We start from the raw sequence: 16,451 nt of genomic DNA, 5'->3' as shown, positions 1-16,451 counted from the left end.
CAGCCTAACATAAATCCTGGGAGGCGCACAGACAGGGCCGTCAATTTTTGGCTAATCTTGACGGCTAGACCTAAGCCTCAACAGCTACCGCTTCCGCCGTGGCTTCATCCTGGGGCTTGGGCGTTGGTAGTTTAATCGTCAGAAAACGAATGACTTCTTCACTCAAACGCATGGCTCGTTCTAGGGGGGCCACTTGTTTGCCATCTCCTTGGTAGTTGAAGAGGACATAGATACCGTCTACAAACCGGTCGATGGTGTAGGCAAGGCGACGTTTCCCCCAAACCTTGACAGTAATTTCCTGGCATCCCTGTTGACTCAGAAAATCTTGATATTTGCTAACTTCTTGGTTAACCTGGTCTTCAGAAAGATCTGGACGCAGGATAACCATCATTTCATAATGAGACATAATCATTTTTCCTTATGGACAAAGGGGCTTTAGCACCAGTCTGGAGCAAATTTTGGAGTAGGGAGATGGGTTCATCTCACTCAACCTGCTCGGCCTAGCGCAAAAGCAAGGATTCTCTATCATACTACTAAGAGAGTTTCTTTGGCGACCGCAACCGGAGATTCCTCTTAATCCTTCTGAAACACTATTGATGAAGCTATGGCGCAACGCTATGTTCGGGTGCAAACTAAAACAGGGGCGACTTACTACGGAATTCTGCAATTAGACCGGAGTGTGGCGTTACTTGATGCTGCTCCTTGGCTCGATGGACAGCGATTAGGAGATGCCTTACTTGAAGCAGACTACACGTTGTTGGCTCCTTGTACTCCTTCCAAAATTATTGCGGTCGGGCGTAATTATGCGGCCCATGCAGCAGAATTAGGTAATACTGTCCCGAGTGAGCCACTAATCTTTCTGAAACCCCCTTCTGCCATCATTGCCAATGACGAAGAAATTACCTATCCGCCCCAATCTCAACGGGTGGATTACGAAGGGGAATTGGCCTTGGTGATTGGTCAAGTCACGAAAAACTGTACTCTGGAACAGGCCGCTAATCAAATTTGGGGCTATACGATTGCCAACGACGTGACCGCCCGAGATCTGCAAAATCAAGACAGCCAATGGACACGGGCCAAGGGATTTGATGGCTTTTGCCCCCTAGGGCCTTGGATTGTCCGTAACCTAAGTGCAGAGGCACGATTACAAACCTTTGTGAATGATGACGCCCTAGAACAGCCCTGCCAGTCGGCTTTGATCAGCGATATGGTGTTCTCTCCACCGGCCCTCGTGGCATATATCTCTCAGGTGATGACCCTCTTTCCCGGTGATGTAATTTTGACGGGAACGCCTGAGGGCATTGGTCCGCTACAGATCGGTGACCGGGTTGTGGTCACAATTGAAGGGATTGGTTCCCTGGAAAATACTATTGCGGCCTAAGTTCGTCGATATACGTTGATATATAGGCCTAGACTGCTGGAAAAAGGGCCGGGGCCGGGGTCGTAACCTGGAGTTGTACTCGACTGCCAATGGGTAAGTCAGTATTGAGGGGGGTACGGGCATGGAGTTGTTGGCCCAGGGGAGTTTCTAGGCAATAGCGGTACTCGCGTCCTAAGAATTGACGATCTCGAATCACCACCGGCCCACCTTGGTCGGGATACAAGCTAATCTCTTCTTCCCTGAGCATGACTTCTCCCTGCTGGATTTCTGGGTTGGATTGGGGGGATAATTCCCAATGACAAATTTCAGTGATCCAGACTGTTCCCTGACGCTCAGCGGGCAGGAAGTTGGCCTGGGTGACAAATTCGGCCACAAAACGGGAGGCGGGCCGGGTATAGATTTCCTCTGGACTTCCCAATTGTTCCAGTCGGCCTTGGTGCATCACCCCAATTTTATCGGCAATGACCATAGCTTCCTCTTGGTCGTGGGTCACAAAGATGGCAGAAATGCCCGTGGCCTTGAGGATATGGCGAATTTCATGACGCAAACGGCAGCGAACCTGAACGTCCAGATTACTCAGAGGCTCATCCAGCAAAATTAAACTGGGTTGAGGGGCCAGGGCCCGGGCCAACGCAATGCGTTGTTGTTGACCACCAGATAATTCGTGGGGGTAGCGACACTCTAGGCCCGCCAGACCCACCAGGGTAAGAACCTCGGCGATGCGTTGTCTAATCGTGGCTTTATCCTGGCGAGGTGTTTTGGGCTTTAGGCCAAAAGCAATGTTCTCGGCCACGGAGAGGTGGGGAAAGAGGGCGTAGTCTTGAAAAACCATGCCAGTATTGCGCTGTTCTGGCGGTACGGGACGGCCGGCCCCCGTCATCAGTTGGCCGTCTAACCAGACGCGTCCCTGGGAGGGCATTTCAAAGCCTGCAATAATTCTCAACAAAGTTGTTTTGCCGCAACCAGAGGGGCCGAGGAGCCCGAGAATTTCTCCAGGGAATAGCTGTAAACTGACATTCTTTAACGCAGGTAACCCTTGAGGCGTAAAGTGTTTACTGATGTTTTCCAGTTGAAGAAGCGGTGTAAAACTGGCTTGAGCCGTAGTTAGAGAGCAGGAAACAACCGTCATAACAAATACTAAATAAGAGCCTACAAAGAAGCTACCTTGGATTAAGTAGGAATAATTCTCAAGAAATACCTTAGCACATGTTAAAAGACCTTCTCAATGCTCCGGGCTCTAAAACGCCGAACGGACTCCCCTCCTTCCAACTCTGGGTTCCCCAGGGCGCCGAATATCAAGCGGTTCGTCGGGGTTGGCACCGTCGGGGTCTAGCCGCAAACATTTTGGCCCTCCCTGTTGGTAGCTTGGCGGTCACGGCGTTTCTGACGCAATGGTGGCAATCGAGGCCAGTAGAGGTCAGGCCCTTAGGAAAAATCATTGTGCTGGGTCTGGCAGGCAGTCTCTCTGCGGAATTTTCCCTGGGCCAGCCGGTTCTTTACCAATCCTGTCGTCGGTTAGGCCCGTCTCCGTCAGTGCCACCAGCATACCTTGATGCCGCCCTAACCGCATTTTTACATCAGCAGTTAGCCTATCCCCTGGTGCAAGGCCTAACCAGTGACCATGTCATTAATCAACGGGAAGAAAAAATGACCCTAGGACAGCAGTACGGTCGGGCAGTCGTGGATATGGAAGGCATTGCCGTCTTGGCCTTTTGCCAGGCCCACGGTCTGCCCGTGGCCATGCTACGGGTGATCAGTGATGACATTGACCAGGCCCTGCCGGATCTCCAGGGTGTGTATGATAATCGCGGCCAACTGCGGCCCTTAGCCCTAGCCGGGGCATTAGTCAATCAACCCCGGCGGGGCCTACATCTGATTCGCAGTTCCTTAACGGCTCTCCAGGCCCTCGAGCAGGTGGCCGCAAGCCTGAGCGAACTGAAATTCTAGAGCGCGGCTTCTTCGCGAACTAACTTATCCCAGCCGAGATCCTTGAGATTGGTATTGCGCCGGAGGGGACGGGTGGCCAATTCCAGAATGTCGCGGGCGTTGGTAAAACCGTGGATCTGGGCGAAGGTAAATTCCACCGACCATTTGGTATTAATGCCCCGGGCCTCCAGGGGGTTGGCGTGGGCCATGCCCGTGATCACCAGGTCGGGTTTGAGGTCGTAAATGCGCTGAACTTGGTTATAGTTATCGGGCTTTTCCACAATATTGGGCAGGGGAACCCCCATCTCTTGGCAGGTCTTTTCCAGCAGGGCCAGTTCAGCGGCCTGGTAGCGTTTATCCATGTAGGGAATACCAATTTCATGGCAGGTCATGCCACAACGAATAAGGAAACGGGCCAGGGAAACTTCTAGCAGGTTATCCCCCATGAAGAAAACAGATTTGCCCCGAATCAGTTGAATATACTCTTCCAGACCTTGCCAAATTTGAGCTTCCCGTTCTGCCAGGCCCTGGGGTTCGATGCCCAAAACCGAGCAAATTTTTTCAATCCAGGCCCTTGTGCCATCGGGGCCAATGGGAAAGGGGGCGCCAATCAGCTTGCATTTACGACGGCGCATCAGGGTAGTAGCCGTCCGGCTGAGGAAGGGATTCACCCCGGCCACGTAGTAACCCTCATCTAAAACTGGGAGTTCCGTATAACGCTTGGCTGGCAACCAGCCGGAGACCTGTACCCCTTGTTTTTTCAGTTCTAGGGTCAGATTTGTCACGACAGGATCGGGCAGGGAGCCAAAAAGCACGAGGGGAGGATGATCAACAAAATCCGGCTCGGATTTAGCGTCTTCTTTGTGGCGACCGAAATTAAGCAGTTTTTGAATGGCGTTGCGCTCTTCCTTTTCTTCACTTTTAATCTGGGCCGGCGTTGGGCACTTATGCACCATCGAAGCCAGTACCGTATCTTCCCCTTGGGTAAAGGCGTAATCCAGTCCATTGGCCCGGGCCGTAACGATGGGAATACCAATTTCAGCTTCCAATTTCGGGGCCAGGCCCTCGAGATCCATTTTGATAATTTCCGTTGTGCAAGTTCCAATCCACACGATTACACTGGGATTGCGGTCGCGCTTAATTTGCAAACAGATTCGTTTTAATTCTGCGTAGTCATTGAGCTGGGCCGAAATATCGCCTTCTTCTAGTTCCGCCATAGCATAGCGGGGTTCGGCAAAAATCATCACTCCCATCGCATTTTGGAGAAAGTAGCCGCAGGTCTTAGTGCCAATAACCAGAAAAAAGCTGTCTTCAATTTTTTGATAGAGCCAAGCGACGCAACTAATGGGGCAAAAGGTATGATAATTGCCGGTTTCACAATCAAAGTTAAGGGCCGAAGGCGTAGTGTTTTCAATAGCAACGGTCATGGTACGTTCTCCAGAAAGTATTTTAATCAAATGGCAAGATATCAGTGTTTTTATTTGATTGAGCCCCTAGCTCTCCAATACCAGGAGATTTAGAAGGCTTATTCACTCGTTCTTAAACCATCATTAAATCCAATTCTGCCTCTGGAGATGGAACCTTGGGCTTATCAGCATTCAGATAAAAGTCAGACAGTAAACTAAATAAATCTCGATCTTGAGCATCCTTGGGAACAACACCTTCCGGCTGGGCCAGAATTTGGTCAGCAATGTTGAGATAATACTCACAAACATAGTTTAGAGATGGATCGGTTTCAGCCATTTCAAAGAGGGTTTTTCCCTTCACCCGCGAAACCCGAATATCCTCGATGAGGGGCAGAATTTCCAGCACCGGCATGGGAACGGCTTCAATATATTTATCAATTAAATCCCGTTTAGCGGTGCGATTACCGATTAGGCCGGCCAGGCGTAGGGGATGGGTACGGGCCTTTTCCCGAACAGAGGCCGCAATCCGATTGGCGGCAAAGAGGGCATCAAAGCCATTATCGGTAACGATTAAACAGTAGTCGGCATAGTTGAGGGGGGCCGCAAAACCACCGCAGACTACATCCCCCAGGACATCAAACAAAATAACGTCGTACTCATCAAAGGCGTTAAGTTCCTTTAGCAATTTAACGGTTTCTCCAACCACATAGCCACCACAGCCCGCTCCGGCCGGAGGGCCACCCGCCTCAACGCAATGAACCCCGGCGTAGCCTTGGTAGATGACATCCTCGGGCCAAATATCCTCGTAGTGAAAATCCTTCTCCTGCAATGTATCAATGATGGTGGGAATCAGAAAGCCCGTTAGCGTGAAAGTACTGTCATGCTTAGGGTCACAGCCGATCTGAAGCACTTTTTTGCCCCGTTTGGCCAGGGCCGTGGAGATATTGCAACTGGTGGTTGATTTGCCAATTCCACCTTTTCCGTACACAGCAAGGGTAAGTGTCAAGGGTTTTGCTCCTGTCTAAATCTGCGCTCAATACCCGCATTATTGACCAGGCCTGGGGGAAGATAAAATATGACTGAATGTAAACAGGCTTCTCTGATGACTTAAATAAGTCTCTAAGTAAGCAAAATGGTTTTCAAGTGGCGTTTAAGACTAATTAAAGCTTAGAATTCTCTAAAATCAGTTTTTGTAGTTTTAATTTTCATAAATAAAAACAAAAACAAAAAAAGGCCCAGGGCTTCCTAGGCTACTCCCTCAACGGGCCCATTCCCTGGAAATCGCCACGGACAGGGGATTTTACCGTTGTCCTAGCAGGGATAGGTTTTATCCTTGGCTTAGCAGTAGCGGCCTCCCTTCAAATTCTGCTGGCCCTGAGACAATCAATGTAAATAATTGTGATGGCGACCGAATTCCTTACAAAACTTAACGATAGGGGCGTAGAGAAGGACGACGGGGAGGGCGCGGGGAACCGAATTCAGCACTGATGTCCCGGAAAATATCACGGCGAAGATAGGGATAACTGCCTACCCAGAGGTCGAGGTCAGGTAAATAGAGGTCACTAACCTTGTCAATGCGTTCTAGGTCGGGTTGTTTGGAAAGTACCAACAATTCTGCGGTTTGGCCGGGGGTGATAGGTTTATACAAACGTTTAATGGGGGCCTGCACAATAACCTGAAAACCTTCGTCATCCCCCACTTCTACATTGATGCGTCGTTCTAGGTTTTCAATCACCACCAGTTCTCCCAACTGATTGGCCCGTTGCTCTTTGTTGACCAATTCTTCCGTGATAAAAACATCCAGCACCTGACCTCGCCAAAATCCGGCGTAGGGAAAACGGCGATAGGTTCTATTTTTGAGGCTGGCGACGTAAACCGGCGACCAAAACCAGTAGAGGCCACCAATGATGTAGCAAATTAATTCAATCCCGCCGCCATGATGGCCGAAGGCTAATACCAAGAGCCAAATTGAAACCACGATCAGCAGAGAAATCAGAAGACGCCGCAGAAAGTCCCGCGCCTTGCCCCAGACAAAGGCGTATTGGGCCCCCGTCGCAATTAGGGGAATGACTTGGTCAAAGGTTTCGCGGGTCAGGGGAATCAGCATGGTTTCGCCGTCGTTAAAATACCTTTCTGTATCCTAAGGCCCTCTTCCCTTGGCCCTGAAGCCCTTAAAGAGAAAAAGGGGATTTGGGGAGCAAGAACAACCCTGGTGGCGATTCTAGGGACAATTCCATCAGCGAGAGGAAACCTATGGAAAGTGGGCAGAATCAGCTTTCTCCTCACGCTCAGAAAGTTTAATAAAGAATTAAGATTTATAACAGTTGCTCTCAAAACCCCTAGCAAGAGAAGCTTTGGGCGTAAGATCCGATACAGAAACCTGCTTATTTCATATTTCATGATGACTCCCAATCAAGGAAGCATCCTAAGCCTGTTTTCTCCTTTTGTTTCTTGCAGCCTGCCGGCCGCCAGCAGAAGCGACGAACGATGATGAACATTAACGAACTATTGCGAGCCTACGAAAAAGGTCAACGCTCTTTCCTGGGTAAGAATTTACAAAACGTCGATTTATCCCAGGTAACTTTGATTGGTGTGGATTTGGCGGAGGCCAACCTCAGGGGAGCGAATCTCAGCCGGACGTTTCTCACCAAGGCTAATTTACGACAGGCCTGTTTAAGGCTAGCCAATCTAACGGCGGCAAAATTAAGCCAGGCTATTCTAACTCGAGCTGACTTGACCCAGGCCAATCTCAGTCACGCCTTTTTAGTACAATCAAACTTGGAACAGACTCAATTGAAAGAGGCCACGCTACAGCACAGTAATCTCCGCCAGGCCAACCTGCGCGGGGCCAATCTCCAGGGGGCCAACCTCCAGGGGGCCAATCTGAGCGAAGCGGATTTAACCCATGCCAATTTGGAGGGCGCTAACCTAACCAATACTCTGCTGACGGGGGCTATTTTGCAGAATACCAATCTCCGGGAAACGCTGATCTATGAGCCCCAGAGTTTTTCCCCCCTGGATCTAGAGTGTTTAACCTTGCCCGTTAATCAGTTCTCCCTCTTTTCCTCTCCCTTTCTCCTGCAGAACTAAACCATGGCCCCAGAGCGCTACGGTGTGGTATTGGTCACAACCGCTTCCCAAGCAGAGGCCCGCGAACTGGCCCAACATCTTCTAGAGCAGGGGCTGGCCGCTTGCATTAATTTTTTCCCCGTCCACTCCACCTATCTTTGGCAGGGCCAACGGCAGGAAACGGAAGAGTGGCAGTTAGTGATTAAGACCGATTTAGCTCGTTTTGAAAGCCTAGAGGCCCAAATTCAGGCCCTGCATTCCTACGACGTACCGGAAATCATTGCGCTAGAAATTGTTAAGGGTTCCCGTCCCTATCTCCAGTGGCTGGGATCGAGCCTACAGGATCCCTGACAATTTTACGGTATTGATAATAAGCGGCACAGGCCCCTTCGGAGGAAACCATGGGAGCGCCTAGAGGCTGTTCAGGGGTACAGGCCTGGCCAAAGGCCGGACAAGCTGAGGGTTTGGCTTTTCCCTGCAAGATTTCTCCACTAATACAAGGGCTAACTTTTGGTGTTGTCGGCGAATCCAGCAAACGATCTGCAAAGTGAACGGAAGCAGACCAGGCCTGATAGGCAGGACTCAGGGCCAAACCACTGTTGGGAATCTGGCCTAAGCCACGCCAGGATTGGTCAACGACCCAAAAGACCTCCTGCATAATCTGTTGGGCCAGGAGATTACCCTCAGGACGAACAGATCTCTCATACTGATTTTCACAATCGGCCTGGTTATTTTCGAGCTGCTTAACGCAATGGTAGATGCCCCGGACGATATCCAAGGGCTCAAACCCGGTGACCACAATGGGGACTTGGTAACGACGAGCAAGCGCTTGGTAGGCCTGGTAACCCATCACCGTGCAGACATGGCCTGCGGCTAAAAACCCTTGGATTTGACCGTCGGGATCCGCCAATAATGCTTCCATGGCCGGGGGAACCAACACATGGGCTGTTAATAGAAAGAAATTCCTAATTCCCCGTTGTTTAGCTTGGTAAACCGCCAGGGCCGTAGCGGGGGCCGTGGTTTCAAAACCCACCGCAAAGAAAACCACGGATTTATCGGGATGAGCCTGAGCCAGGGCCAGACAATCCAAGGGAGAATAGACCATGCGCACGTCTCCTCCCTGGGCCTTAATCGTTAATAAATCCTGGTCATGACCGGGCACCCGTAGCATATCGCCAAAGGAACAGAAGATGATGTCGGGTTGACGGGCCAAGCAGAGGGCCTGCTCAATCACTTCAACGGCGGTGACGCAAACAGGACAGCCGGGGCCATGGATCAGGGTCAAGTCCGGGGGAAGCAGTTGATCGATGCCGTACTTAACGATGGCATGGGTCTGGCCACCGCAGATCTCCATCAACGTCCAGGGGCGGCTGAGAGTGGCCGCAATGGCCTGGCAATAACGCTGAACCGGCTGAGCATCCCGATATTCATCCACAAATTTCATAGCGCCCTCCCTAGGAAGCTAACATTGGGGTAGTAGAGTGGGTTAAGATCCACACAGTCCTGGTTAAATATAATTCCTTTTTATTATTTTATGGCTCGCCAACAGTGGGAATACAAGCTGGTTTATTTAAATATTAATAGTCGTCCTCAACCCCAAGCCCCAACCGATGCCCGTCCCCCGGCGGAGCCATCTGGCCAACCGGCCGAGGCCCTCTTTTCCAAAGAATTTTTAGAAAAGCAATTCCCGGAATATTACGGTGAAGACAAACCCAAACCCCGGCCCCAAGAACCGCCCAAAAGTGGCGGAATTCAGCAATTAGCGGACTTTTTTAACCATATGGGGGCCGATGGTTGGGAGTATATTTCCCGGGAAGAAATTGCCAATGTTACCCTGCTTATCTTCCGTCGTCCGAAGGAGTAGAGGCTTTGTTCTGGCCATTACTGGCACGATCTGCCTGGCCTTGAGCGCTGGAGGAGAGAGGCCAGCCAGCGGCCAACGCTGGCCCTTGGGAGAAGACGGGATTCAAGCCCAACGTCTGCATCAGGCCCCCTACTTTCTAACGGGGCGCAAAATTGCCCTGGGCCAGGTGGAAATTGGCCGTCCGGCCCAATTTGGCCTGGATAAACTGGTGGCAAGCCCTCCCCGTTTTCGCTTAGCCGGTGTTTTTTTCCGCAATCAGGCCGCTGTCCCTAATACTCATTTAGATGTCCATGCGGCCATGGTGGCGGAGGTGCTGATCGGCAAGGATAAACAATTTTCTGGGGTGGCCCCCCAAGCCCGTCTCTATGCCGCGGCCCTTGGCCCGGTGAAGGAAACTTTTCAGCCAGAGGAATGCCTCACCAGTCAATTTATTGCTCGACAGAATGGTGGCGATGTCCGGGCCATTAACCTCAGTTTTGGCGACTCCCTGGAACGAGACCCCCGTTGGCCGGCCCTGCTCGACGGCCAAAGTCTGTTTAGCCTCTGTCTTGATTGGCTCTCCCAAACGGAAAAAGTACTCTTTGTCGTAGCGGGTAATCAAGGAGACGGCGGTATCCCCATCCCCACCGATCATTACAACGGCATGACCATTGCCTACAGTACCCTTGGGACTGACTCACCGCAATTTAATAAAGTAGATTTTGCTAACCTCAGTGGCCAAAGTTTAGGCCAAAGGTTATTTCGGCCGGAAAGTAATCAAAATAATCGCCGTAGTGTCAGTCTGATCGCCCCCGGCAGTCAGATCATTACCTATGATTTGGTGGGCAAAAGACAGCGGGTGAGTGGCACTAGCTTTGCGGCCCCCTTAGTGACCGGAACCGTGGCCCTACTTCAAGAGGCGGCCGAGCGTTTGCAAGCCCAGGGACGCCTGGGGCAAACCCTGGACTATCGCCAGCCAGCGGTGATCAAAGCCATTCTCCTCAACTCGGCGGATAAGCTCCAGGACGATGCTCAAGGCCATTTCTTAGGGATGACCCGTACCATCTTGACCAAAAACAATCAGACTTGGTTACAGTCGTCGGCCTACCAGAACAGCACTATTCCCCTGGATGCTGAAATGGGGGCCGGCCAACTGAATGCTTTTCGTGCTTTCCAGCAATTACAGGCCGGTTCCTGGCCTCCTACTGCACCCGTTCCTCCCCTCGGTTGGCACTATGGCCAGCTCGATGGACTCTCAAGGGTTCACTATACGTTGGCCCAGTCGCTACGAGGAGACAGTTTTGTCAGTGTCACCTTGGTTTGGGAAAGGACTGTCCGCTTGCTGGATACCAACCATAATCAGGAATATGATCCAGGGGAAAACTTTCAGGCTGAGCCATTAAACAACCTTGATCTACAATTGCTCGACCTGGATAATCCCGGTGGCCCTTGGCCGGTCTGTCTTTCCAACAGTCGTGTTGATAACGTCGAACATCTTTTTTGTGCTGTCCCCCGCACTGGCCACTATCAAATCCAGGTCAATGCATCTGGCCCTAATCCCTTTTCCCATCAGGCCTATGCCCTCAGTTGGTGGACGGTTCCGGAGCTCTAAAGCCCAACTATACAACTAGATCCTACCCGTCCTCCTCTTCACAAGGGGAGGTGACGGAGGGGGAAAATCTGTAGCTTTAACTTGAAGCCTTGGTAGAAAGAACGCTACCAACGTCATAGATACTGTTAACAATACTGGGGCAAGCTCAAGCTCAAAATGCCCCAAAGTTAGTGAGACTTGATTATAATTGGCAATGAATGAGGAAGCATGACGAAAACGCCTGAGTAGGCCATATTAAGTTTTGGGTTTGACCAATCATCGGTCATTACATTGATTACATAAATAAATCCAAAAAGTATAAATAATCTAAACATTAGTGTTAATGATAGGTAAACAATGGCAATTACAACAACTCCAATTACGCGAATCACCAACAATAATATTGCCGATATAGACCCAATTGTTTCTGGCAATAATACTGCTTGGTATAGTGTCGATGGAACCACCCTTACAATTTACTTTAACAATGGGTCTAGCACCACTCAAGTGGCCCAATATCAATTTCCAGCAGAAACAGCCCAGAATCAAGTTGCCACCCTTCTTGCTTTGTCCGGGGGGAACCTCGTTTGGAGTGTCAAAGATGGTGCTACCTCTAAGATATTTCTCTACAATGGTTCAACCACCACCCAGTTGAGTGATAGTAATATTGATTCGGCCCTGCCAGCAATCTCTGGTAATAACGTGGTGTGGACAGGCGTTAATGGCAATGATTCAGATATTTATTTATACAATGGCTCGACCGTCACCCAGCTAACCAATAACAATTTTTCTGACGTCCTTGCCCATATCTCAGGCAATAAAGTTGTTTGGATGGGCCTCAGTGATCCCAATGACATTAATACCAGTGAAATCTTCTTGTATGATGGCACTCAAATTATACAGTTAACCAATAATAGTTATGCCGACTCTTTTCCCTATATCTCCGGCAATAATGTTGTCTGGCTAGGGAAAAAGACAGGCGAAAATGATACAGAAGTTTTTTTGTATAACGGTTCAACTACAGTTCAATTAACCGATAACGACCTAACAGAGGCTTTCTCTAGTACTTTTGCAACAACTACTAATAATAATCCCCTCAATTATTCTCCCATCTCTGGTAACAATATTGTCTGGATAGCCAGCAACAATAACCCAGGCCAGACAACAGATCCAGAAGTATATTTTTATAATGGCTCTACAACAACTCAATTAACTAACAATTCTGGGAATGAGCTTTTTGTTGATATTTCTGGCAGTAATGTTATTTGGTCTAGCTTTGTTGATGGAGACGACCAACTCTTTCTCTATAACGGCACTACCACAACACAGCTAACAAACGGCGTTAAAGATTCAGTCGCTAGAAGATTTGTCCCTCGTATTTCTGGCAATAAGGTTGTTTGGTTTGGCACAACCAACAGTACCCTCGATAGTAAATTAGAAATCTATTCTCTACAGTTTCAAGATAATACCTCAACGCTACCGACTGTAACCCTAGCCGTAAATCCAAGCAATGTTTTGGAGGACGGCACCGCTAATTTGGTTTATACCTTCACTCGTACAGGAAATTTGAGTAATTCTCTAACCGTAAACTATACGATTGGGGGAACGGCTACCAATGGAACCGATTACGCCACGATTCCCACCAACGTCACCTTTGCGGCCAATGCCTCAACCGCTCAAGTACTCATTGACCCTATTGCAGATAGTACGTCCGAAAGCAATGAAACCGTTTCTCTCCAACTTTCCTCTGTGACCATTGGCTATATTGCGGGGACAACTGGAGCAGTGATAGGCACTATCCAGGATGATGACACCTTAGCCACGCCAACGGAAGGCAACGACACGATTCAGGGCACGGCCCAAGCCGACCTGATTAATGGCCTGGGGGGGAACGATCTTATTCAAGGGGGCTTGGGGAATGACACCCTCATCGGAGGGACAGGAGATGATGATCTTTTTGGAGGCGATGGAGATGACCAACTATTTGGCAATGAGGGCAATGATTATTTAGACGGCGGAAACGGCAACGATACCCTAGAGGGTGGTGATGGAGATGATTATCTCTACGATGCAGGCTATGGATTAGGCAATACTTTGCTACGCGGTGGTAATGGTGTTGACCAACTGATAGGCGGAGACGGCAACGATACTTTAGAGGGCGGCGCTGACAGTGACATTCTTCTCGGCGGGGCTGGGAATGACCGCTTTCGCTTTTTCCTCGGTAGTGGCCTGGATACAGTGGGGAAAGTCGATAATCTTTTTATTGTTGGTCAAGATTTACTCGAAATTGATATTGCCTACGGCTTTAGTTCTAGCACTCAATTATTAAACGCCATCACCAATAGCGGCCAAATTCAACCAGGCATTTTCTTCTCGTTGATTGACTTGGGTAATAACAATCAAATTACGGTTTTTAGCAACCAACCATTACAAGCAAGTAATTTTGCCATTATTGATAGTAGTGGCAATCCCAATAACTTACCCGATTTAGTTCCTTATCAGCCAATCGATTGGGATGACCGAATTGTTCTTTCAACAACGACAGGAACGTCCACCAGTGCATCCCAAATTTTAACACCGGATACTTTATACATTGACTGGGCTGTTTTAAATCAGGGTTCTCAGGCAACAGCCAATAGCTTTAGTACTCGATTATTTTTGGATGGTGTCGCCATTAATACTTGGTCAACCAGTCCGCCCTTAGATGTCAATTTCTACACTTCTGTGACGGATTATCAGATTGGCCCTTTGAGTGCGGGCAGTCATACTCTGATCTTAGAAGCCGATTACCTCAATCAGGAACCTGAATCCAATAATGCCAATAATAGTTTTACTAAAACCTTTACGGTATTGGCCCCTTTACCAACAATTACCCTGGCTGTTAGTCCCAGCAGTGTGACCGAAGATGGTACTCCTAACTTGGTCTATACTTTCACTCGCACCGGAGATCTAACAAACTCTCTCACGGTCAACTACAGCCTCGGTGGTACTGCAACGAATGGTAACGACTACGCCAACCTTGGAACTAATGTCATCTTCCAACCCGGTTCTGCAACAGCAACAGTTACGGTTAATCCAACCCCAGATAGCACGGTTGAACCGGATGAAACCATTTCCCTTACTTTAGTGGCCGGAACAGGCTACAGCATTGGTACTACTAACGCGGTTATTGGCACGATTCAAAATGATGATGCAGTGGCCCTGCCGACGATTACCCTGGCCGTTAGTCCCAGCAGTGTGACAGAAGATGGTACTCCTAACTTGGTCTATACTTTCACTCGCACCGGAGATCTAACAAACTCTCTCACGGTTAACTACAGCATCAGTGGTACTGCAACGAATGGTAACGACTACGCCAACCTTGGAACTAATGTCATCTTCCAACCCGGTTCTGCAGCAGCAACAGTTACGGTTAACCCAACCCCAGACAGCACCGTTGAACCGGATGAAACCGTTTCCCTAACGCTTGCGGCCGGAACAGGCTACACCATCGGCACTACAACGGCTGTCACAGGCACGATTCAAAATGATGATGCAGTGGCCCTGCCGACGATTACTCTAGCCGTTAGTCTCAGCAGTGTGACTGAAGATGGAACAGGAAATCTGACTTATACCTTCACTCGTAGCGGAGATCTCACCAATTCCCTCACGGTTAACTACACCATTGGAGGGACAGCCACCAATGGCAACGACTACGCCAATATCGGCAGTAGTGTCACCTTTATCTCTGGGTCAGCCGCCGCAACCGTCACCATTGACCCCACTCCCGATAGCACCATTGAACCAGATGAAACTGTTACGCTGACTCTCGCTCCTGGTAATGGTTACAGCGTGGGAACTTCTCAGGCAATTACCTCTACTATTCAAAATGATGATTCACCTATTATTAATGTATCAATTTCGTCTAATAGTGTTCTAGAAGATAAGGGTATCAGTCTCTTCTATACTTTCACGCGGACTGGCTCAACCACAAACCCCCTAACTGTTACTTATACCATTGCCGGTACCGCCACCAATGGCCTGGACTATGCCACACTTCCTGGTAGTATTACCTTTGCGGCTAATACATCCATCACCACGCTGGCCCTTGCCCCTATTGCCGATAGCATTATTGAGCCCGATGAAACGGTTTCCCTTACTTTAGCGACTGGAACGGGTTATACCATTGGGACAACAACGGCAGTCACGGGAACCATTCAGAATGATGACTTTGTGATTCCTAATCTCAGTATTCAAGATGCCGCTACCCGTGAAGGTAATAGTGGTACTAAAAACCTGACCTTTAATGTCACTCTGTCCCAGGCTAGTGCTCAGACCGTGACTGTCAGCTACTCCACTGCCACTCCTGCCGACCATACCGCTACCCCTAGCGATATCGCTACTCCCAATAATCCCGCTGATTACACCGCTACCAATGGCACCCTGACCATTCCCGCCGGCCAACTTATCGGTCAAATTAATGTGCCGATTATGGGCGATACCAGAAACGAAGACAGTGAAACCTTTTTGTTCAAACTGAGCAATCCCGTAGGCGCTGTCTTGTCCAACAACCAGGCCGTTGGCACTATTGAACAGGATGATACTCCCACCAATCCCCTCGTGTTGACAGGGGGAACTGTCCAGATTGCCTACGTCGCCTACTACGGCCGGCCTGGTGATCCCGGTGGCCTAGCCTTTTGGAATCAAGTCTTCGGTTCTCAGCAGGTTGTCTTTGGGAGTCCTGAATTTGAAACCCTGGCCAATGCCTTTGGTAATCCCGCGCCCGGCAGTGAAGCCGACCGTCTTTATGGGGCCTTGAGTAACCGAGAAAAGGTCAGAAAAGTTTATGACCTGGCTTTTAACCGAGATCCAGAACAAGGGGGGTGGGACTTCTGGACAGGCCTGTTGGATCGGAACCAAGTCACACCAGTCAATTTTGCTTTGGCCGTGGCTTTAGGGGCCAGTAATGGAACACAGCCAGGAGACAATCAGGATCTTAAAGTTATTCGCAATAAGATAGCTAGCGCTGATTTGATTAGCCAAGCGATTGATACGCCTCTAGAACGCCAGGCTACCTCTGGCCCAAGCAATGAAATCTTCGGCCGTAACTGGTTGGCTCCTTTTGGGGATACCAGTGCTTCTTTGTATGCTGCTGAAACGGCCCTAGCGAATTTTGTCACTAATAGGGGTTGACTTCCGGTCCCTCAATTGATCTGAACTGAGGGACTCGTCGACAACGTTAACGATTAACGAATT

General features: G+C 49.5%; 13 protein-coding genes. 7 read left to right on the top strand and 6 right to left on the bottom strand.

Going from position 1 to position 16,451, the window contains the following annotated elements; all coding sequences use genetic code 11:
• Positions 1 to 70: 70 nt before the first annotated feature.
• Positions 71 to 412, bottom strand: coding sequence for a 30S ribosomal protein S6 (gene rpsF / locus ABXS88_RS12310; RefSeq protein ID WP_353672340.1), 342 nt, complete (start codon positions 410 to 412; stop codon positions 71 to 73).
• Positions 413 to 604: 192 nt separating this feature from the next.
• Here rpsF and ABXS88_RS12305 point away from each other — a divergent pair, with 192 nt between their 5' ends.
• Positions 605 to 1,381 (top strand): fumarylacetoacetate hydrolase family protein, encoded by a 777-nt coding sequence (locus ABXS88_RS12305; protein WP_353672339.1) that lies wholly within the window; start codon positions 605 to 607, stop codon positions 1,379 to 1,381.
• 28 nt (positions 1,382 to 1,409) lie between these two features.
• On the opposite strand, the gene ABXS88_RS12300 is transcribed toward ABXS88_RS12305, so the two are convergent.
• On the bottom strand, positions 1,410 to 2,510 hold the full coding sequence (locus tag ABXS88_RS12300; RefSeq protein ID WP_353672338.1) for an ABC transporter ATP-binding protein: 1,101 nt from the start codon (positions 2,508 to 2,510) through the stop codon (positions 1,410 to 1,412).
• Between the two features lie 77 nt (positions 2,511 to 2,587).
• Between ABXS88_RS12300 and ABXS88_RS12295 the strand changes: the two genes are divergently transcribed.
• Positions 2,588 to 3,328, top strand: coding sequence for a hypothetical protein (locus ABXS88_RS12295; RefSeq protein WP_353672337.1), 741 nt, complete (start codon positions 2,588 to 2,590; stop codon positions 3,326 to 3,328).
• Here the strand turns inward: ABXS88_RS12295 and bchN are convergent.
• The 3 genes from bchN to ABXS88_RS12280 all read right to left on the bottom strand — a co-directional run bounded on the left by bchN (position 3,325) and on the right by ABXS88_RS12280 (position 6,820).
• Positions 3,325 to 4,734: a ferredoxin:protochlorophyllide reductase (ATP-dependent) subunit N gene (bchN, locus tag ABXS88_RS12290; protein WP_353672336.1), complete on the bottom strand. Its 1,410-nt coding sequence runs from the start codon at positions 4,732 to 4,734 to the stop codon at positions 3,325 to 3,327. The two genes, ABXS88_RS12295 and bchN, sit on opposite strands and share 4 nt — an antisense overlap.
• A 112-nt stretch (positions 4,735 to 4,846) precedes the next feature.
• Positions 4,847 to 5,719, bottom strand: coding sequence for a ferredoxin:protochlorophyllide reductase (ATP-dependent) iron-sulfur ATP-binding protein (gene bchL, locus ABXS88_RS12285; protein ID WP_353672335.1), 873 nt, complete (start codon positions 5,717 to 5,719; stop codon positions 4,847 to 4,849).
• Positions 5,720 to 6,139: 420 nt separating this feature from the next.
• Positions 6,140 to 6,820: a phosphate ABC transporter permease gene (locus ABXS88_RS12280; RefSeq protein WP_353672334.1), complete on the bottom strand. Its 681-nt coding sequence runs from the start codon at positions 6,818 to 6,820 to the stop codon at positions 6,140 to 6,142.
• 380 nt (positions 6,821 to 7,200) lie between these two features.
• Here ABXS88_RS12280 and ABXS88_RS12275 point away from each other — a divergent pair, with 380 nt between their 5' ends.
• Both ABXS88_RS12275 and cutA read left to right on the top strand, forming a co-directional pair.
• Positions 7,201 to 7,803 (top strand): pentapeptide repeat-containing protein, encoded by a 603-nt coding sequence (locus ABXS88_RS12275; RefSeq protein ID WP_353672333.1) that lies wholly within the window; start codon positions 7,201 to 7,203, stop codon positions 7,801 to 7,803.
• A gap of 3 nt (positions 7,804 to 7,806) precedes the next feature.
• Positions 7,807 to 8,133 carry a divalent-cation tolerance protein CutA gene (gene cutA, locus ABXS88_RS12270; RefSeq protein ID WP_353672332.1) on the top strand — a complete coding sequence of 109 codons (327 nt, stop codon included), beginning with the start codon at positions 7,807 to 7,809 and terminating at the stop codon, positions 8,131 to 8,133.
• On the opposite strand, the gene hypD is transcribed toward cutA, so the two are convergent.
• Positions 8,078 to 9,226, bottom strand: coding sequence for a hydrogenase formation protein HypD (hypD, locus tag ABXS88_RS12265; protein ID WP_353672331.1), 1,149 nt, complete (start codon positions 9,224 to 9,226; stop codon positions 8,078 to 8,080). The genes cutA and hypD overlap by 56 nt on opposite strands.
• A 90-nt stretch (positions 9,227 to 9,316) precedes the next feature.
• Here hypD and ABXS88_RS12260 point away from each other — a divergent pair, with 90 nt between their 5' ends.
• The 3 genes from ABXS88_RS12260 (at position 9,317) to ABXS88_RS12250 (ending at position 16,388) form a co-directional block, all read left to right on the top strand.
• Positions 9,317 to 9,646, top strand: coding sequence for a hypothetical protein (locus ABXS88_RS12260; protein ID WP_353672330.1), 330 nt, complete (start codon positions 9,317 to 9,319; stop codon positions 9,644 to 9,646).
• Positions 9,609 to 11,237: a S8 family serine peptidase gene (locus tag ABXS88_RS12255; protein ID WP_353672329.1), complete on the top strand. Its 1,629-nt coding sequence runs from the start codon at positions 9,609 to 9,611 to the stop codon at positions 11,235 to 11,237. The genes ABXS88_RS12260 and ABXS88_RS12255 overlap by 38 nt, the downstream gene beginning before the upstream one ends.
• 336 nt (positions 11,238 to 11,573) lie before the next feature.
• Positions 11,574 to 16,388, top strand: coding sequence for a Calx-beta domain-containing protein (locus ABXS88_RS12250; RefSeq protein WP_353672328.1), 4,815 nt, complete (start codon positions 11,574 to 11,576; stop codon positions 16,386 to 16,388).
• Positions 16,389 to 16,451 lie beyond the last annotated feature (63 nt).

The sequence above is a fragment of the Synechocystis sp. LKSZ1 genome, assembly GCF_040436315.1.
GTDB lineage: Bacteria > Cyanobacteriota > Cyanobacteriia > Cyanobacteriales > Microcystaceae > Synechocystis.
Note: the sequence above shows the minus strand (reverse complement) of the source record. Positions and strands in the feature narration are given on the sequence as shown.